Source organism: Burkholderia sp. Bp8986 (assembly GCF_003854225.1).
Taxonomy (GTDB): domain Bacteria; phylum Pseudomonadota; class Gammaproteobacteria; order Burkholderiales; family Burkholderiaceae; genus Burkholderia.
Genome location: NZ_QTQM01000052.1, coordinates 22,209 through 41,371 on the forward strand (window position 1 = coordinate 22,209; position 19,163 = coordinate 41,371).

Here is a 19,163-nt window from a genome sequence, read left to right on the forward strand (position 1 = left end):
GGGCAGTGACGACTCCCCGCTTCACCCGCGTTGCCCGGCACACATATCAATATCTGGAGACGACGATGACCACGACCTTGCGAGACGAGCCTCGCGGCAGGCACCAATCGAGAAAAGCCGCCATCAGCGGCTGGATCGGCTCGGTGCTCGAATACTACGATTTCTTCATCTACGCCACGGCATCGGCGCTGATCTTCCCGCAGATCTTCTTTCCGCACGGCAGCCCCACGACCGCCATCATCGCGTCGCTGGCCACTTACGGTGTCGGCTACGTGTCGCGCCCGATCGGCGCGTTCGTGCTCGGCCATCTCGGCGACACGCGCGGACGCAAAACCGTCCTGCTGTTCTGCATGTTCCTGATGGGCATCTCGACCGTCGGCGTCGGCCTGCTGCCGACCTATCAGCAAGCCGGGCTGATCGCGCCGGCCTTGCTGGTGACGCTTCGCCTGCTGCAAGGTTTCGCCGTGGCCGGCGAGATCACCGGCGCGAGCTCGATGATCCTGGAACACGCGCCGTTCGGTCGGCGCGGATACTTCGTCAGCTTCACGCTGCAGGGCGTGCAGGCGGGCCAGGTGCTGGCCGCCGCCGTGTTCCTGCCGCTCGCCTACTACATGCCGTCCGCGCAATTCGACAGCTGGGGCTGGCGCATTCCGTTCCTGCTGAGCGCGCTGGTCATCGTTGCGGGTTTGATCATTCGCCGTAAGGTCGACGAATCGCCGGCCTTCGATGAAGCGGTACGCAACCAGGCGCAAGCCGGCTCGCCCGTCGCCGACGCTTTCCGGCATCACTTTCCCGACATGGTGCGCGTGGCCTGCATGTCGATGATGAACGTGATTCCGGTCGTCGCCACGATCTTCGGCGCAGCCTATGCGGTCCAGCCGGCGTATGGCATCGGCTTCCAGAAAGACATCTATCTCTGGATCACGGTGATGGGCAATATCGTTGCGATGATCGTGATTCCGTTCGTCGGCAACCTGTCCGACAAGGTCGGACGCCGGCCGCCGATCATCGTCGGCGCGCTGGCGGCCGGCCTGCTCGCGTTCGCCTACCTGTATGCGATCAGCATCCGCAACGTGCCGCTCGCGTTCGCGATGTCGATGCTCATGTGGGGGGTCGTGTACCAGGGCTACAACGCGGTATTTCCGTGCTTTTACCCGGAACTCTTCCCGACCCGCACGCGCGTCTCCGCGATGGCGATCGCGCAGAACCTCGGCACCGCGGCCACGGCGATGCTGCCCGCGCTGTTCACGGCGGTCGCGCCGCCCGGCGCACACCACGTGTGGCTGATCGTCGGCGGGATCGCGTTCGGCATCACCGTGATTGCGTCGCTCGCGGCCGCGAGCGCACGCGAGACCCATCGTGTCCATATGAACGACCTGGGGCAAGCGAACGCTCGACCGGTCGACAAGGCAGAATACGACCGGCTGCGCGTCGCTGCGATGGCGCGCCATCGCGTCGTGCACGAACACGTGCCGGGATCGCTGGGCAGCTAGCCGGCGCTCGACGGGGCGTCGTGTCCGGCGCCCCGTCCGCCGGGCAGTTCCGGCTTGCTGCTGCACCCTCGCTGGCAGAGCGCACTTGCTTTGCCGCCGTCTTCACCCGATGCCTGATACCGTGCCGAAAACCGTCATGCCGGACACCACGCGCCCTGCCCGCCTGAACTTCGCGCTCATGTTGCCGCTTCTGCTGGCGGCCCAGCCGGTGGCGACCGACAGTTACCTGCCGGCGCTGCCTGAAATCGCCGCGACGCTGGGGTCGGCCAGCGTCAGCCTGACGGTTTTCGCATTGATATTCGGTATCGGGCAATTGCCGATGGGCAGTCTTGCCGACCGATACGGCCGCCGCCCCGTGCTGCTGAGCGGCCTTGCGCTCTACACGCTGGCAGCGCTCGCGGCTGCGCTCGCGTCGAGCGCGGCGATGCTGGTCGCCGCTCGCGCGATGCAGGGCTTTGCGATGGCCGCGATCCTGGTATGCGCGCGCGCGACCGTGCGCGACCGGTATTCGGCAGCCGACGGCCCGTACGTGATGGCGCGCGGTTTCATGGGAATGGGGATGATGGCGTTCCTCGCGCCGATTCTCGGTGCGTATGTCACGCAGCAGGCCGGATGGCGATGGGTGCTCGCGGGGATGAGCCTGTATGCGTTCGGGCTGCTCGTCATGTGCTGGTACGGCTTCGAGGAAAGCTTCACCCGAGTCGCTTCGGGCCGGGGCTCGATCCGCGGCTCGATTAGCGGCTCGATCCGCGACGTGCGCGAGATATTCGGCAATGCCACGTTCAGGGTATGGGCGCTGCTGGCCGCCTCGACGTACACCGGCATGTTCTGCTTTCTCTTGCTCTCGCCCGCAATCTACATCCGGCATCTCGGCCTGTCGCCCCAGCGATATGGCTGGATACCGGCGAGCGGTACGTTCGTCTATGTGCTGAGTACGTATGGCTGCCGCCTGTTGCTGCGACGTCAGAGCATGCTGCGAACGGTGCGACAAGGCGCAACGTTGAGCCTCACCGGCGCGGTGATTCAGGCATTGGGGTGTGCGCTGCTTCCCGGAAGCATCTGGCCGCTGCTCCTCGGGCATGGCGTGTATTGCCTCGGCCACGGCATCCATCAGCCCTGCGGGCAGGCAGGGGCGGTCAGCAGCCTGCCCCATCTGGCCGGCCGCGCGGTATCGTGGTCCGGCTTCATCATGATGTTCTTCGCTTTCAGCGTGGGACAGACGGCAGCGGTCTTCACCGATCCGCGCTATCAACTGGGCGCGTGGCCGATGGTGGTGCCGATGCTCGTCGTCGGCGTGACGCTGGTCACGATCGCGTTTGCGTGGCTGCCGACAATCATCCACACGACTTCGGTCGGCAGGCAGTCCGGCGTATCGGCGAGTTCGAGCCGCTGACCGGGCCGCCGTGCTTGCGTGTGAAGCGCGCGGCCGACGCGCTCGCCCCGTCCGTCGAATGCGTCGCGCGCGATGTGACGCCGCCAGCTCGTGACCTCGAACGACGCGATGTGGAGAATCTTCGCGATGCGCTATTGCCGATACGAAAAGCAAAACGACACACCGCACGCATGCTGACGCCTGACGACGGGGAGCCGTCCATGGGAGCGCGCGAAGGATGCCGGTTATGGGAGCGGGATCGAAACCGGGTTTGAACGACCCGCGCTACGCGCGCCGCCGGTAAGTCCCCGGCGTACTCCCCGTCCAGTGGCGGAACGCGCGATGGAACGCGCTCGGATCGTCGAAGCCGATATCGGCGCCGATCGCCGCGATCGTGTCGAGCGTGTCGGTGAGCCGCTGGATCGCGATGTCGCGCCGCAGTTCGTCCTTGAGCGCCTGGAACGTCGTGCCTTCCGAGGCCAGATGGCGGCTCAGCGTGCGCACCGAACAATGCAGATGCTCGGCCGCCTGCTCGATCACCGGCAGGTCGGGCAGCGCCGCCGACAAGTATTGCCGCACGCGATGGCACACGAGCTGTTCGCTGAACGATTCGAAGATCCAGTCGCCGGGCGCGCGCGCGAGGAACTTGCGCAGGTTGCGCTTGCTCTGCCGGATCGGCGCGTCGAGGTAGTCGGCGCTGAAGCGCATCAGCGTGCGTTCGCAGTCGAACTGCACGGAGCCGGTGAAGAAGTACAGGTGCTCGACCGCATGGCGCGGCCGCGGGCACGCGAACTCGATCCGCAGCAGCGGGATCTTCTGCCCGATCAGCCAGGAACACACGCCGTGCACGAGCTTGAGCATCAGCTCCTGGCCGAGCGCGCCGATCGGGCCGACGGCCGGGTTCGGCCGCAGCAGCACCTGCGCGACGAGGCCGTCGCGCTTCGATTCGACGAAGAAGTCGTCGAGCAGGATATGGAAGAACTGGCCGAAACGGTGCAGCGCCGTTTCGAGGTTGCGCGCATCGAGCAGGCTCAGGCACAGGTACTTCAGCGTGCCGCCGCGCAGCGGGCGCGAGAAGATGCCGGGCATCTCGTCGTCGAGGTCGATCGCGAGCGTGCGGTACAGCGTCGAGAACTGCTCTTCCGTCACGCGCGCGTGCGGCTCGCCGAGCAGCTCGAGCGGGATGCCGGCCCCGCGCAGGTAACGCTCGACCACGTCGCGCTGCGCGCCCGCGCTCGCCAGAAAGCCGTTGACGAGCGAAATCGGCACCGTCGCGCTCGGCGACGGCAGCGCCTGCCCGGGCCGGGCGGAAGGTGAGTCTGAACCGGTCATCGCGTCCCCGTCGGTCGAACCGCTCGCATTGTACTTGAGCGGCCCGGGCCGGGCTTTCGGGGCTTTCGGGGCTTTCGGGGCTTTCGGGGCTTTCGGGGCTTTCTCGGCTCTCTCGGCTCTCTCGGCTTTCTCGGCTTTCTCGGCTTTCGGCGCGCCGGCCCGCGCGCCGCCGGGCGCGCGACGCGTCGGCGCCATCAGTCGGCGCGGCTGAGTTCCCGGCGCAGGATCTTGCCGACCGTCGACTTCGGCAGCCGCTCGACCAGGCGGATCAGCTTCGGCACCTTGTACGCCGCGAGGTTCGCGCGGCAATGCGCGACGAGCTCCGCTTCGGTCACGGCCGCGTCCGGCGCGAGCACCACGAACAGCTTCACGGCCTCGCCGGTGCGCGCGTCCGGCACGCCGATGCACGCGCATTCGGCCACGCCCGGCAACGCGGTGGCAACCGCTTCCACCTCGTTCGGGTACACGTTGAAGCCCGACACGATGATCATGTCCTTCTTGCGGTCGACGATCTTCAGGAAGCCGGCCGCGTCGAACACGCCGATGTCGCCGGTGCGGAAGTAGCCGTCCGCGGTGAACGCCGCCGCATTCGCTTCCGGCTTCTGCCAGTAGCCGCCCATCACCTGCGGCCCCTGCACGCAGATCTCGCCCGCTTCGCCGATCGCGACCTCGCGATCCTGGTCGTCGAGCAGCTTCACGTCGGTCGACGGCAGCGGCAGGCCGGTCGTGCCGGTGAACGCGTCGATCGACTGCGGGTTGAAGGTGACCACCGGCGACGTTTCCGACAGCCCGTACCCTTCGCGGATGAAGTTGCCCGTCACCGCCTTCCAGCGCGCGGAGATCACGTCGATCACCGCCGCGCCGCCGCCGGCCGACAGCTTCAGCCGCGACCAGTCGACCTCCTTCAGCCGCGGATGGCCGGCGAGCCCCGCGTACAGCGTGTTGACGCCGACGAACACCGTCGGCCGCGCGGCCTTCAGCACGTCGATGAAGCCGTCCATGTCGCGCGGGTTCGCGACGAGCCAGTTCTCCGCGCCGATCGCGAAGTAGGACAGGAAGTTCACCGTCAGCGCGAAGATGTGATACAACGGGATCGCCGTGACGACGACCTCCTCGCCCGGCTGCCGTGCGCCCGACACGATCGCCGCGAACTGCTCGATGTTCGCGACCAGGTTGCGGTGCGACAGCGCGGCGCCCTTCGACAGCCCGGTCGTGCCGCCCGTGTATTGCAGCAGCAGCAGATCGGCGCCGCCGAGCGCGACCGGCTCGAATACGAGCGATGCGCCGGCGGCGAGTGCATCCGCGAGCGGGATCGAGCCCGGCGGCAACGCGTCGCACGCGCCGGCCGGCGCATCGACGACACCGAGATCGCCGCGCCCCACGCCCAGCACGGTCCGGATGCGCGTCTTGCCGACCACGTCGGCGAACGTCCCCATCGAGCCGCCGCACACCACGGCCACTTCGACGCCCGCGTCGTTGAGCTGGTGCTCGAGTTCGTGCGCGGTATAGAACGGGTTCACGTTGACCTGGATCGCGCCGAGCCGCGCGAGCGCGACGGTCGCCACCGGAAACGCGAGCACGTTCGGCAGCATCACGGCCACGCGGTCGCCCTTGCGCACGCCGACGACCTGCTGCAGGTACGCGGCGAGCGCGGCCGACAGGCGGTCGACGTCGGCGTAGGTCAGCGTGCGGCCGAGCGCGCGGAACGCGGGACGCTCGGCGAAGCGGCGCATCGCGTCGTCCAGCAGCGCGGTTACGGAAGGAAAGCGATCGGGGTCGATCTCGGTGGGGATCGAGCCGTACGAGCCGATCCAGTGTCTCTTCGTCATTGTCCTGCTCCTCGGGGGACGGCACCGGGCAGCGCCGTTCGCACGGCGGCCCGCGCACCGGATGCGCATGGGCCGTCGCCTGAGCGGGAACTATCGCCCGCCAACCGTTCTTTGGAAATGATCCGGGCGGTCGAAAAGATGATCGAAACGGACACGCGGACGCGCGGTGGGCGGTCAGCCGCGGCTTGCGCTCGCGCGACGGCTTGCCGTTGCCGGACCGTGCAAGCCCGTACGCATCAGGGTGAACCCTATGGCGCGCCCGCGTGTTCCGGCGCAGAATCGCGAACCCGGAACGGTATCGAATCGGACGCAGAACCAGCCATGCCGCGCAGTGCGCTCTTGACCCCGACGGCCGCCGGCGCCGCCCCGCCGCCGGACGCGCCGCTTGCCCCCGCGTCGCGCGAGAAACGCTTCTCGCCGGCCAAGCTGGCCGTGCTCGTCGGCGTCGCGCAGGAACTCGGCCTCGACCCGGCCGCGGTGCTCGACGGCACCGGCCTGGCGCCGGACGCCGTCGCCGACCCGTTCACGCTCACGTCGCCGCTGCAGTTCCTGACCGCCGCGCGCAACGCGATCGGCCGCTATGACGGCACCGATCTCGGCGTGCAGGTCGGCCACCGGCTGCATGCGTCGAGCTACGGGATGTACGGCTACGCGATGCTGTGCTCGGAATCGCTCGCGCATGTGTTCGATTCCGCCGTCAAATATCACCAGCTGGCCAACGGAATGCTCGCGATCCGCTGGGTCGAACAGGGCGACACCGCGTCGTGGCTGTTCCCGGATCCGCACGAAGCCGCGCTGCCCGGGCCGGACCTGCCGCTGTACCGCTTCCTGATCGACATGCAGTTCGCGCTGCACGTGACGATCATCAAGGACGTGATGGGCGCGTGGTGCGTGCCGGCCCGCGCGCAGTTCGCGCAGCCGGAGCCGGCGCACGCGGCGCAGCTCGCCGATGCGCTCGAATGCCCGATCGCATTCGACCAGCCGCACCATGCGTTGAGCTACCCGGCCGCGTGGCTCGCGCGCGCGCCGCAGCTCGCGAACCCGATCACCGCCGCGCAGGTGTCGTCGCACTGCGCGCGCCTGCTCGACGAGTTGCGCAGCCAGGCCGGCGTCACGCGGCGCGTCTACCAGGAACTCACGCGCACGCCCGGGCAGTTTCCGGACATCGACGCGATCGCCGATACGCTGTGCATGACGTCGCGCACGCTGCGCCGCAAGCTCGACGCCGAAGGCTCGTCGTACAGCGAACTGCTGACGAGTGTGCGCAAGGCGCTCGCGATCGATTACCTGAGCACCACCACGCTCAGCACCGAGGACATCGCGCTGACGCTCGGCTTCAGCGACGCGGTGGGGTTCCGCCACGCGTTCAAGCGCTGGACCGGCACGACGCCGAGCGAGGTGCGGCGCAAGCGTGGCGGGTGACAGCGAGCACCGCCGGTGGCGTGGACCAGGATCGGTGAAGTCGTCACCGAGGCAGCGCAAACCGACCGTGTTCCTTTTTTCAGCCGAAAGAAGGCGCGCTTTCGCCAGCCGCCGTGCCGATCTTGCGCGTTGAACAGGGCGAATCATGAAACCGTTGCATAGCCGTTGCCTGGCACTTCTCGGTGGCGTCAAGTCTGTTGCCTGGCTGCTCGTCTGCGCATCCGCGCATGCGCAGACTTCGGGGCCGTTCGAACTGAAGTGGACCCATCCAGGCGAGAAGCTCGTCTACCAGTCGCGCGGCTGTGCCGATGAATGCTGGGAGGCTGCGGTGGTGAACAAGCGTACCGGCGTCTTGCTTGCACGCCTGCGCTGCGACGGCACCGACTTGCCGTTGACCCTGCGCGGCTACCGGCCCGCCGCGACGCCATCCCAAGTGGATCTCGGCGATTGCAGCCCCAATTCGTGGCCGCCAGACGGCGTGAACAAGTTCGAGGCCATACCGGCGGAATTCGAGCGATTGCTCAGGATGCCTTGACGTTGGCGACTCGCACGGCAGCGCTCGGCACCGAGCGCTTTCAGCGTGACATCCTGATGCGGAAATCGCGACATCGTCCGACCGAAACGCATTGATCGCCCCATCGTTCGAAGCCACGGACGACCGACGAGCCGGGGGCAGCCCGCCGCGATTTCCGCGCATGCATTCGGGCGGAAATCGCGCCAACGGCGCGGGTCGGCTTCAGTTGGCTTCCGTCAGCTTCAGCGCGCCTCACCCGCCGCCGGATTCGCCACCGCCAGCGCAAACTCGAACACCGCACCGCGCCCGTCCCGATCGACGAGCCGGATGCCGCTGCCGTTGAGCGCCAGCATCCGGTGCACGATCAGCAGCCCGAGCCCGCCGCTCGTCGCCGCGCCGCCGCTGATCGGCCGCTGCGGCCGCCGGAACAGCCCTTCGCGCCGCGCCGGCGGAATCCCTTCGCCGGTATCCGACACGGTCACCACCACGCGATCGTCGAGCGGCGTCAGCGCGACCTCGACCTCGCCGTGCTGCGGCGTGTGCCGCAATGCGTTGTCGAGCAGGTTGGTCAGCACGCGCTCGATCATCCCGAGATCGGCCCACACGACCGGCACGCGCGGCGGGATCCGCGCATGCAGCGCGATGCCGCGCGACTGCGCGGCGAGTTCGAACTTCTGGAATACGTCCTGCACGAGATCGACGAGCGAGAACGGCTCGCGCTCGGCCTGCACGCCGCCCGACTCGAGCCGCGCGAGCTCGAACAGCGCCTGCGCGAGCCGGCCGACCTTCGAACTCTGCGCGAGCGCGATCGACAGGTAGCGGCGGCGCTCGGGTTCGGCGAGCGTGTCGGACTTCAGCGACAGCGTCTCCAGATAGCCGTGCAGCGACGTCAGCGGCGTGCGCAGGTCGTGCGAGATGTTCGTGATCAGTTCGCGCCGCTGCTGGTCCTGGCGCGTCAGCGCGCGCCACTGGTCGCCGATCCGGTCGGCCATCTGCGCGAACGCGGATTCGAGCACCGCGATCTCGTCGCCGCGTCGCCCCGGTGGCGAGCGCGGCACCGGCGGCTGCGCATCGGGCGCGGCGTTCGCGTCGAAGCGGCGCATCGCGTCGGTCAGCCGGCGCAGCGGGCGCGTGATGAAGCTGAACGCGATCAGGCCCGCGAGCAGGCCGAGCAGCGCGACGACCGCCATCGACCACAGCGTCGTGCGCAGCACGTTGCCGGCGTCGACGCGCGCGGCCAGCCGGTCGTGCGCTTCGCCGAGCAGCACCACGTAGATATAGCCGGACGGCGGCTGCCCTGCGCGCTGCAGCGGCGCGGCGCTGAACACCTTGCGCGCGTCGGGGCTGCGCGGATCGTCGCCGAGGATCGGCAGCGGCTCGCCCGCGATGAAGCGCTGCACCGGCGCGAGATCGACGCGCTCGCGCTTCACGTGGCCGGGCGGCGCGTCGTCGCCCTTGATGCGCCCCGCGTTGTCGAGCAGGTACACCTCGACGCTCGGGTTCACGCCCATCAACTGGCCGAACAGCGTGCGCACGGCGTCCGGGCGCAGCCCGTTCGCGTCCATCAGCGGCGTGCTGCCGGCGATGTGCGCGGCGAGATCGCGCGACAGGCCCTGCACGACTTCCTTCTCGCGCATGTCGTTCGCGCGGATCTGCAGCCACGCCGACGCACCCGAGCACGCGAGCAGCAGGATCGAGAACACGAGCGACAGCCGCTGGGTGAGGGTCAGCTTCATCACGTGTCCCGCTGGTCCGGCGCGGCGAGCTTGTAGCCGCGCCCCCACACGGTGAGGATCCGCACGGGCTCGGCCGGATCGGCCTCGATCTTCGCGCGCAGCCGGTTGATGTGGGTGTTCACCGTGTGTTCGTAGCCTTCGTGCTGATAGCCCCACACGGCATTGAGCAGGTCCATCCGCGAGAACACCTTGCCCGGATGCCGCGCGAAGAAATACAGCAGGTCGAACTCGCGCGGCGTGAGGTCGATGCGCGTGCCGTCGACGGCGGCTTCCCGCGCGATCGGGTCGATCGACAGCCCGGCGACGTCGAGCGTGCCGGCGTCGATCCGCGAATCGCGCGCGAGCGCGTCGACGCGCCGCAGCAGCGCCTTGACCCGCGCGACGAGTTCGAGCACCGAGAACGGCTTCGCCAGGTAATCGTCGGCGCCGAGTTCGAGGCCGAGGATCCGGTGCACCTCGCTCGAACGCGCGCTGGTGATGATGATCGGCGTGTAGCGCGTCATCGCGCGCGCGCGCCGGCAGATTTCCAGGCCGTCGACGCCCGGCAGCATCAGGTCGAGGATCAGCGCGTCCCAGTTGCCCTGCTCGAGCAGGCGCAGCCCTTCCGTGCCGTCCGCGCTGTGCACGACTTCGTAGCGCTCGTCGCGCAGGTGCAGGCTCAGCACGTCGGCGATGTCGGCGTCGTCTTCGACGATCAGGATGCGTTTGGGGTGGTCCATGGCGGCGGCGGCGGCACGTCGGCGGCGGTCTTCGGTCTCGAACGGCGGTTCCGGCCGGCCAGGTCCGGCAAGCCGGCCTGCCCGGGGCGAATCGCGGCGCAATGCCGCGCTGCCGCCATTGTGCAAAATTTTGCGGCGGAAAGGGGTCACAAATCGTTTAAGTTTGGATCGTGCCCGTCCCGTGAGCCAATGCCCGCAAGGCTTGCCGCCCCGTCCTCCAACCCAGGATCTGCGGTGTCCCGCCCGAACACCCAATGGACGTTAAAAATCGGGCCAGATTTCTTGCTTCATGCTGAAGGCAAATCAAACAGCAGGAATGGCCGCAGACGCATCGCCGCTCCCGCGCGTCAACCCTGCGTATGCCGCAATTCGCCGTCGATCTCCTGCGGCAGCCTCAGCAGGTTGAAGATCGGGCAGACCGCCTCGACCGCCTGATGCAGCGCGCGGATGGCCTCGGACGGCTCGGGCGACACGATGTCGAGCGTATAGCGGATGTTGTGCGGGAATACCGGGACATGCTCGAACCCCGGCTGCTGTGCGAGCGGATGCTGGTCGCCGGTGACCTCGACCGCGATCGAATCGATCTTCAGGCCGCGCTCGGCCGCCTGGATCAACGTGATATGCGTGAGGCAACTGCCGAGCACGCCAAGCTGCAACTCCGGCGACGCGGGCCCGAGGTTGTAGCCCGCGAAGTCGGGCGGACTGTCGCTGATCACCTGGAAGTCGCGAATCCGGATCTCGCGCACGCCGCTGCGACCGAGCGCGCGCACGGTCGCCTTCAGCGGCGTCGCCTTGAAATCGGGATCGTTGCGGGCCGCCTGCTGCTTCGCGTGCCACGCATCGCGTTTTTGTGCGAGATAGTCGTTGAGTGTCGTCATGGTCGAGTCAGGGGTAGGCTGCACGCGGGCGACGGATCGATTCGCCGCGTGCCGAGGCGATTAGTCGGCCGCCGGAATCCATGCGGCGGTCGCCGCGTCGCTTGCGCGGAACGCAGGAAACTTCGCGCCGAGTTCGGCCACGGTGCGAATGTCGTTTTTCACGAGATCGTCGCGCGTGATCAGCGTCGGCTTGACCGCGATGCGCGCGCCCGGATCCTGGCCGGCCACCAGCAGTGCCGCCGCGCGCACCGACACGGCGCCGACGACCGCGGGATTGGTCGCGGCGGTCGCGACCCACGCGCTGTTCGGCGCGCGGATCGCCTCGATGTCGGCCGTCGAGATGTCGGCACTGTAGATGCGGATCTTCGACGCCAGCTTCGCTTCGTCCGCGGCGAGCTTCGCGCCGCGCGCGAACTCGTCGTAAGGCGCAAAGACGACACGGATATCCGGATTCGCGCGATACGCCGCGGCCGCCTGATTCGCGACGGACTGCGCGATCGGATTGTCGACGGTGCCCCAGCGCGCCTTCTCCCGCACCTTCGGGTGCGCGCGCTTGAAGTCGCGCCACGCGGCATCGCGCCGGTCGAGCGGCGCAAAACCGGCGACGTAGACGTACCCGGCCGAGAACGCGTCGCCGTTGTCCTTGACGGCCTGCCCGAGCAGCAGGTTCGCGAGGTCGCGATCGTTCTGCTCGATCTGCGGCACCTTCGGGTTGCCGAGGTCGACGTCGAACGCGACGACCTTGATGCCTTTGTCCAGCGCACGCTGCACGACGTCCTTCAGCGATTCCGGCAGGCCGTGATTGACGATGATCGCGGACACGCCGACGCTGATCGCCTGCTGGATCTGCTCGCGCTGCTCGGCCGCATCCTGCCGGCCCTCGTAAATGCGCAGATCGACGCCGAGCGCACGCGCCTGCTTCTGCGCACCGGCCTCGTAGGCCTGGAAGAAGTCGCCGGTCGACAGATAGTTGACCAGCGCGATCTTCACGCCGCCCTTGTCGAACGGCGCGGGCGCGCCCTTGAGCGGACCGGCCTGCGCGGCGGGCACGCCCAGCGCGGTCGCGAACCACAGCATGCATGCACCGATCTTCAGATCGACGCGCGATTTCCGGCGAAGCAACGAGCGCATGGCGGGCCTGTCTCCAGATAGGACGATATCGGCCCAATCTATCAGCGCCGCACGCAAACTCAAACCGAGCGATTCGGAAATGGATATGACTTAGGATGACAAACCGTTCCGGCTCCGTGAGCCGGCCGATCAAAGCGAGCCGCTGCGGCGCATCGCGGCATGCGCATCACGCTCGCGCATCCGTGCGGCGCCCAATGCCGAACGTAAACGCCAGCGCGAGCACGAGCAGCGCGCCCTTGATGAAATCCTGCATGTAGTACGGCGCGTTCAGCATCGTCAGCCCGTTGAGCAGCACGCCGACGAATACCGCGCCGACGACGGTACCGAACACGTTGGGCCGCTTCGCGCCCCATACCGCATGACCGATCAGCGCGGCGGCCACCGCGTCGAGCAGCAGCGAGTGGCCGGCGCTCACGTCGCCGCGACCGACCCGCGCGGCGATCAATACGCCGCCCAGCGACGCGATCGCCCCCGATACGACGTACGCGGCGACCCGGTAGCGCGCGGCGGGCGCGCCGGCGAGCCGCGCGGCCGTTTCGTTGCCGCCGATCGCGTAGATCACGCGGCCCCATCGGGTGGCCTCCATCGCGACACAGGCCACGGCCGTAACCGCTGCGAGCAGCAGCACCGGCAGCGGCACCACGTCGAACACGCGCAGCCGGCCGAGCGCGAGAAAGGCGTCGGGGAACACGCCGGTCGCGTCCGTGCCGTCGGGCAGCACCGAGCCGGTCGCGAGCGAACGGCCGCCGGTCGGAATCAATTGCAGGCCGGCCATCAGGAACAAGGTGCCGAGCGTCGCGAGCTGGTCGGGAACGCGCAGGCGCGTAATCAGCACGCCGTTGAACCACCCGGCGGCCACGCCGAGCGTCACGCAGGCGAACACCGCCGCCAGCGTGCCGCCGTGCCACACGACCAGCACATAGCTGGCCGCCATCTGCGCGGTCGCGGCCACGCTGCCGACCGACAGGTCGAAACCGCCGGCCGCGAGCGTGATCGTCACGCCGATGCCGAGCAACGCGACGATCGATACCGACTGCAGGATGCTGAACAGATTGTCGACGTTCAGGAACGCAGGCTCCCTGAGCGCAAACCCGATCACCAGCAGGATCAGCACGAGCAGGATGCCCGTGCGCTCGAGTGCGTCGCGGACGCGGGCCGCCGCGGCGCGCGGTCGTTCGACGGGCGCGGCATCGTGCCCGGCGGAAGAAGTCACGGTTTTCATGAGCAGTCACGCAAGGTGGAGGACGTCGGAGGCGGGTCATCGAGCGTCGCGCGATCGAACCGCACGATACGATCCGCGATCTCGGCAGCTTCCTCGAGATCGCTGACGAACACGATCGTCGCGCGCGCCTGCGCATGACGCCGCAACGTATCGACGATATCGGCCCGCGCGCCGGCATCGATGCCCTGAAACGGCTCGTCGAGCAGCAACAGCCGCGCGGGTTCGGCATGCCAGCGTGCGAGCACGACTTTCTGCTGGTTGCCGCCGGACAGGTGAGCCACGCGATCGTCCGGGCCGGTGCAGCGGATGCCGAACCGCGCGATCGCCGCCGCGGCGGCCGCGCGTTCGCGCGCCCTGCCCACCGGGCCGCGCGCGAACCAGCGCGCCAGAAACGGAAAGCCGATCGTGCCCGCGATCGATGCGAACGGCACGCTGTCGGGAAACAGCGACGTGCGCCAGCGGTCCTCGCCGGCCAGGAAGACGCCGGCGCGAATCGCATCCGCCGGCGAACGCGGCCGCCACGGCCGCCCGTCGAGCGTCATGTCGCCGGCCACCGCGCGCGCGGCGCCGAAGATCGTATTGGCGAGGCGCGACTTGCCGCCGCCCACCGGCCCCGCGATCGCGACGATCTCGCCGCGCCGCACGTCGAGGTCGAACGGCGTACTGGCCGGCGTCAGCCGGATGCGCCGCATGCTGAATGCCGCGTCCGGTTCGCGCGGCGCGGCGCGGGCCGGCACCGGCTCACGCGTGTTCGGCAACGGCCGCCCGATCATCGTCTGCACCGCCGCATCCAGATCGACGGGCGCGGGCAGATCCGCGACGATGCGGCCGTCGCGGACGATCGCCACGCGATCGGCCATGCGCCGCAAATCGCCGAGCCGATGCGACACCAGCAGGATTGCCACGCCATCGCGGCGCAGCGCGTCCAGCAGCGCGAAGAGCCGCTCGGCCTCCGGTGCGGACAGGCTGGCGGTCGGCTCGTCGAGTATCAGCAGCGACGGCTGAGCGCCGAGCGCGCGCGCCAACGTCACGCGTTGCTGGTCCGCCAGCGACAGCGACGCGAGCGGCGCGGCCAGGTCGACGTCGAGCCCAACCCGCGCGGCGAGCGGTCGCGCCGCGACACGCCGCGCGGCCGGCGTCGCGCGCCACGGCGACGCCCGATCGCACAGCCGGTCGAGCAGCAGGTTGTCGGCGATCGACAGCGTCGGCACGACCGCGTCGGCGACCGACTGGTGTACGGTCGCGACACCGAGCCGCTTGGCCGCGTGCGGCGACGCCGGCCGGTACGGTTGGCCGCGCAGTGTCAGCGTGCCGCCGTCCGGCCGCAGCACGCCGCTCAGGATCTTGACGAAGGTCGACTTGCCCGCGCCGTTCGCGCCCATCAGCGCGACCACTTCGCCCGCGTCGATCGTCAGGTTCAACGCCGACAGCGCGACGGTCGCGTCGAAACGCTTCGCGATGCCGGCGGCGCTCAGGACGGGCGACGACGCCGATCGACTTGTTCGGCCTTCGCGCACCGAACCGGCATTCTCGTTCGCCGTCGAATTCATGCCGGAAGCCCCTGTCGGGCACGGCGCGGTTGCAGCCGGAACAGCACGTCGTGGTTCACGTCACGCCCCTCCCCTGATAGTCGTTCCGTATCGACCGGCGCGTCACCGTCCGTCAGATGCGGATGGCGGCTTGCCGGAACGACGCGCCGTGCGCGGTGTCCGGCAGGCGGTCGCGGCCGCTCAGCCGCGAGCGGAAGGTGCCGGCCGGCGCCGTCGTGCGGTACAGGCCGCGCTTTTTCAGTTCCGGCACGATCAGCTCGGCGAAATCGTCGAGCGTGCCCGGGCTGATCAGCGGATTGAGCATGTAGCCGCTCGTCGTCGACTGGCGCGCATGCTCGGCGAGCTGATCGGCGACCTCGTCGGGCGAGCCGACGAGGATCAGGTCGGTGCCGCGCGTGACGCTCGCGAACTTGCGCCGCACGTCGCCGGCGGTGAGCGGCTTGCCGCTGCCGTCGGGCCGCACCACGTAGGACGTGAGCCCTTCCGTGTGCGTCGTCAGCGGTTCGTCGTCCGCATAGCGGTCGATGTCGATGCCGGTGTCGCCCGCATAGCTGACGAGTTGCGCGTGCTGGTGATAGTGCTGCTGCAGCGTGTGGTATTTCTCCTTCGCGTCGCTCGACGAGCGCGCGGTCACGATCCGCAGCACGGTCAGCGACTTCACGTCGTCCGCCGCGCGGCCGCGCTCCGTCGCGAGCCGGCGAATCTCGTCGAGGCCCGCACGAATCTCGTGCGGATTCGACTTCGCGACGAACACCACCTCCGCGTGCTTCGCCGCGAACTCGCGCCCGCGCCCGGACCAGCCGGCCTGGATCAGCACGGGCGAGCGCTGCGGCGACGGCGCGCAGACGTGCGGCCCCTGCACGCGGTAGTGCGTGCCTTCGTGCGCGATCGGCCGCACGCGGTCGCCGCGCGCATAGCGCGGCGCTTGCTTGTCGGCGACCACCGCATCGTCCGCCCAGCTCCCTTCCCACAGCTTGTACACGACGTCGAGGAACTCCTCCGCGCGCGCGTAGCGTTCGTCGTGGCCGATCATCCGGTCGAGCCCGAAGTTGCGCGCCGCGCTCGTCAGGTAGGACGTCACGATGTTCCAGCCGATCCGGCCGTTGCTCAGGTGATCGAGCGTGCTGAAGCGGCGCGCGAGCGCGAACGGGTGCTCGTAGGTCGTGCTCGCCGTCACGCCGAACGCGAGCCGCTCGGTCTGCGCGACGAGCGCCGGAATCAGCATCATCGGATCGTTCGCGGGCGCCTCGACCGCCCACTGGACCGCTGCGTCGGCCGATCCGCCATAGACGTCGTACAGGCCGAGCACGTCCGCGAAGAACAGCATGTCGAGATCGGCCTGCTCGGCCGTGCGCGCGAGGTTCGACCAGAACGGGAGCGTATTCGCGCGCAGCCGTTCGTCGGCGGGATGGGTCCACAGGCTCGGCGCGCCGCCGCAGCCGACGCTGGCTTGTTCATACAGGGAAAACAGCAAGGGGCGAGGATCGGACATCGTCAGGTTCGTTACCAGGAATCAGTTGGGGGCCGCCCACGCGTCCGGCGACGCGCGGCGGCGGCGTACGGGGACGCGAGCGTCGGGGGTGCGCGTCAGGTGGCGATTGACATGCCTCTCGAGACGAGCGGCCGGAATGGTGAGCAGCGCGACCAGCACGACATAGACGACAGCCGCGCCGACCAGCGGCTCGTACACGCGCAACGTCTCGAAGCGCAGCGTATTGGCCGTTCCCATCACGTCGAACACCGTCACGGTCGACGCGAGGACGGTCGATTTCAGCAGCAGGATCGCCTCGCCGGTGAGCGCGGGCAGCGCGAGCCGCCACGCGCGCGGGCCGACGATGCGGCGCAGCACCTGCACGCGCGTCATGCCGTACGCGTGCCCGGCTTCGATCTCGCCGGCCGGCACGCCGGCGATCGCGCCGCGCAGGATCGTCGCGACATACGCGCTCTCGTTCACGCTCAACGCGACGATCGCGTACCAGAACGCGTCGCGCAGCAGCGGCGACGCCCAGCTGTCGCGCATCCATTCGCGCGGCACGATCTGCCCGAATCCGTAGTAAAGCAAATAGAGCTGGACGAGCAGCGGCGTGCCGCGAATCAGCATGAGCCAGCCGCGCGCGGACCAGCGCAGCGGCGCATGGCGCGCGCCAGCGGCGAGCGCGAGCGGCACGCCCAGCAGCACGCTGGCCGCGCCCGACACGAGCGTCAGCGCGAGCGTCGTCGGCACCGCGGCGAGCAGCTTCGGCATCACCGTGTCGAGCAGGAATGGCAGCGAGAAGATCATGCGGTTGCGCGCCTCGTGCCACGGTTCGCGTGGCGCTCGAGCGCCGCGAAGAGTCCCGTCGACGCGATGCTCAGCAACAGGAACAGCGCGGCCGTGACGAGATAGAAGAATACGTAGTGGCGCGTCGCGCCGGCCGCGAGCTGGCTCGCCTTCAGCAGATCCGTGAACGAGCCGAGCACGCTGATGAACGACGCATCCTTGGTCGCGTTCAGCCACACGTTACCCGTGCCCGGCAACGCGAGCCGCACGGCGGCCGGAAGCCGGATGCGCGCGAACGTCTGCCACGGCGTCATCCCGTACGCGTGCGCGGCTTCGATCTGCCCGGCCGGCACATTGACGAGCGCCGCGCGGAAGATGTCGGTCAGATACGCACCCTGGATGAACCCGAGCGACAGCGCCGCGACGAGGAACGGCGGGAACGCGAAGCCGTCGGGCGCGAGGCCGCCGCGGTGCAGCGCGGCCTCGACGGCAGGCGCGAGCGCATAGAACGCGAGCAGCAGGCACAACAGCTCGGGCAGCGCGCGCACCAGCGTCGTGTAGAGCCGCGCGAGCCACGCGAGCGGCGCGTGGCGCGACAGCTTGCCGAGCGCGCCGGCGATGGCGAGCAGCACGCCGGTGCCGAACGACGCTGCCGCGACGCCGAACGTCAGCGCGAACGCGCCCGCGAACACGCGGCCATAGCCGCCGTCGCCGAATGCGAGCAACGCGAGCAGCGAATCGTCCGCGGCCATCGCGTCAGCGGCCCTTCTCGATCGTGCCCTTCAGGTTCGGATAGCGGGCGGTGATCGCATCCCACGTGCCGTCCTGCTGCAGTTGCGCGATCGCGGTCGACAGCTTGCCGCGCAGCGCATCGCCCTGGCGCACGCCCGCGCCGATGCCGAGGCCCAGCACCGGATTGTCCGCGCAGGTCGCCTTGATCTCGAAGTCCTTGCCGTCGCGCGACGCGAGGAATGCCGTAAACAGCCCCTTGCCTTCCTGCACGTAGTCGACCCGGCCGGACACCAGATCCGCGAGCGCGTTGTCGAACTTGTCGAAGGCCTTGATCTGCGCGTCCGGCTTGAAGCGGGAGTCGAGGAACGCCGAGAAGTTCGTGCCGGCCTCGACACCGATCACGCGGCCCTTGAAGCTCGCGGGCACCGCGCAATCGACGCGGCGCCGGTCGCTTTTCGCGCCGACGAACACCGTCGGCGACTCGTAATAGGCACGGCTGAAATCGATCGCCTTCTGCCGTTCGCCGGTAATCGTCATCGACGACCAGATCACGTCGATCTTGCGGTTCTGCAATGCCGGAATCAGGCCGTCCCACGCAATGTCGGTGAGCTCGCAGCGCACGTTCAGTTTGCCGCACGCGGCATCGAGCAGGTCGATTTCCCAGCCCTTCCACTTGCCGGCCGCGTCCTTCGAGAAGAACGGCGGATACGACTCGGCGTCGATGCCGACGCGCAACGTCGGCTGGGCTGCATGGGAAGCCGGCACGAGGCCGAGTACGAACAGCGCGGCCGCGGCACGGCGGACCCTGGAACGCATCAAACGATTCATGTGGCGAATTTCTGAAATAACGTCGAAACGACCGGCGTTGCAGCCGGCAGGAGGCCAGACTGTAAAGCGCGCGCAAGCGTGTACCAAATGGTTATTTTTTCGATGGATATCTGATTGCGCGATATGGCGCAACGGCGCACCGCCG

At 68.8% G+C, this 19,163-nt stretch carries 16 protein-coding genes; 4 read left to right on the forward strand and 12 right to left on the reverse strand.

Annotated features, from left to right (window positions below):
• Positions 1 to 65 precede the first annotated feature (65 nt).
• Both DID99_RS31755 and DID99_RS31760 read left to right on the forward strand, forming a co-directional pair.
• Complete coding sequence (locus tag DID99_RS31755; RefSeq protein ID WP_044848446.1) at positions 66 to 1,493, forward strand: MFS transporter; 1,428 nt, start codon at positions 66 to 68, stop codon at positions 1,491 to 1,493.
• 136 nt (positions 1,494 to 1,629) lie between these two features.
• Positions 1,630 to 2,886 carry an MFS transporter gene (locus DID99_RS31760; protein ID WP_124668294.1) on the forward strand — a complete coding sequence of 419 codons (1,257 nt, stop codon included), beginning with the start codon at positions 1,630 to 1,632 and terminating at the stop codon, positions 2,884 to 2,886.
• A 264-nt stretch (positions 2,887 to 3,150) separates the two neighbouring features.
• On the opposite strand, the gene DID99_RS31765 is transcribed toward DID99_RS31760, so the two are convergent.
• Together DID99_RS31765 and DID99_RS31770 are read right to left on the reverse strand one after the other, a co-directional pair.
• Positions 3,151 to 4,506 carry an AraC family transcriptional regulator gene (locus tag DID99_RS31765; RefSeq protein WP_124668295.1) on the reverse strand — a complete coding sequence of 452 codons (1,356 nt, stop codon included), beginning with the start codon at positions 4,504 to 4,506 and terminating at the stop codon, positions 3,151 to 3,153.
• A complete protein-coding gene (locus tag DID99_RS31770) occupies positions 4,392 to 6,026 on the reverse strand; it encodes an AMP-binding protein (RefSeq protein ID WP_124668296.1) in 1,635 nt (544 codons plus the stop codon). The genes DID99_RS31765 and DID99_RS31770 overlap by 115 nt, the downstream gene beginning before the upstream one ends.
• A 321-nt stretch (positions 6,027 to 6,347) precedes the next feature.
• On the opposite strand from DID99_RS31770, the gene DID99_RS31775 reads away from it, so the two are divergent.
• Positions 6,348 to 7,448: an AraC family transcriptional regulator gene (locus tag DID99_RS31775; protein WP_124572178.1), complete on the forward strand. Its 1,101-nt coding sequence runs from the start codon at positions 6,348 to 6,350 to the stop codon at positions 7,446 to 7,448.
• Positions 7,449 to 7,593: 145 nt separating this feature from the next.
• The gene (locus tag DID99_RS31780) at positions 7,594 to 7,983 is read left to right on the forward strand and encodes a hypothetical protein (RefSeq protein WP_124668297.1); all 390 of its coding nucleotides are present in this window, start codon (positions 7,594 to 7,596) and stop codon (positions 7,981 to 7,983) included.
• Positions 7,984 to 8,204: 221 nt separating this feature from the next.
• On the opposite strand, the gene DID99_RS31785 is transcribed toward DID99_RS31780, so the two are convergent.
• From DID99_RS31785 to DID99_RS31830, 10 genes are all read right to left on the reverse strand, one after another.
• Positions 8,205 to 9,698 (reverse strand): HAMP domain-containing sensor histidine kinase, encoded by a 1,494-nt coding sequence (locus DID99_RS31785; protein WP_124668298.1) that lies wholly within the window; start codon positions 9,696 to 9,698, stop codon positions 8,205 to 8,207.
• A complete protein-coding gene (locus tag DID99_RS31790; RefSeq protein WP_124524332.1) occupies positions 9,698 to 10,417 on the reverse strand; it encodes a response regulator transcription factor in 720 nt (239 codons plus the stop codon). Before DID99_RS31790 ends, DID99_RS31785 begins: the two co-directional genes overlap by 1 nt.
• A gap of 347 nt (positions 10,418 to 10,764) precedes the next feature.
• Positions 10,765 to 11,295: an OsmC family protein gene (locus tag DID99_RS31795; protein WP_044848610.1), complete on the reverse strand. Its 531-nt coding sequence runs from the start codon at positions 11,293 to 11,295 to the stop codon at positions 10,765 to 10,767.
• A 60-nt stretch (positions 11,296 to 11,355) separates the two neighbouring features.
• A complete protein-coding gene (locus DID99_RS31800) occupies positions 11,356 to 12,426 on the reverse strand; it encodes a substrate-binding domain-containing protein (RefSeq protein WP_044848611.1) in 1,071 nt (356 codons plus the stop codon).
• A gap of 166 nt (positions 12,427 to 12,592) precedes the next feature.
• Positions 12,593 to 13,648, reverse strand: coding sequence for an ABC transporter permease (locus DID99_RS31805; RefSeq protein WP_124668299.1), 1,056 nt, complete (start codon positions 13,646 to 13,648; stop codon positions 12,593 to 12,595).
• Positions 13,645 to 15,198 carry a sugar ABC transporter ATP-binding protein gene (locus DID99_RS31810; RefSeq protein ID WP_124668300.1) on the reverse strand — a complete coding sequence of 518 codons (1,554 nt, stop codon included), beginning with the start codon at positions 15,196 to 15,198 and terminating at the stop codon, positions 13,645 to 13,647. Before DID99_RS31810 ends, DID99_RS31805 begins: the two co-directional genes overlap by 4 nt.
• Positions 15,199 to 15,310: 112 nt before the next feature.
• The gene (locus DID99_RS31815) at positions 15,311 to 16,690 is read right to left on the reverse strand and encodes an LLM class flavin-dependent oxidoreductase (RefSeq protein ID WP_124489196.1); all 1,380 of its coding nucleotides are present in this window, start codon (positions 16,688 to 16,690) and stop codon (positions 15,311 to 15,313) included.
• Between the two features lie 21 nt (positions 16,691 to 16,711).
• Positions 16,712 to 17,479 carry an ABC transporter permease subunit gene (locus DID99_RS31820; RefSeq protein ID WP_044848614.1) on the reverse strand — a complete coding sequence of 256 codons (768 nt, stop codon included), beginning with the start codon at positions 17,477 to 17,479 and terminating at the stop codon, positions 16,712 to 16,714.
• Complete coding sequence (locus DID99_RS31825) at positions 17,476 to 18,210, reverse strand: ABC transporter permease (protein WP_124668301.1); 735 nt, start codon at positions 18,208 to 18,210, stop codon at positions 17,476 to 17,478. The genes DID99_RS31820 and DID99_RS31825 overlap by 4 nt, the downstream gene beginning before the upstream one ends.
• 4 nt (positions 18,211 to 18,214) lie before the next feature.
• On the reverse strand, positions 18,215 to 19,018 hold the full coding sequence (locus DID99_RS31830) for a transporter substrate-binding domain-containing protein (protein ID WP_124489199.1): 804 nt from the start codon (positions 19,016 to 19,018) through the stop codon (positions 18,215 to 18,217).
• Between the last annotated feature and the right edge of the window lie 145 nt (positions 19,019 to 19,163).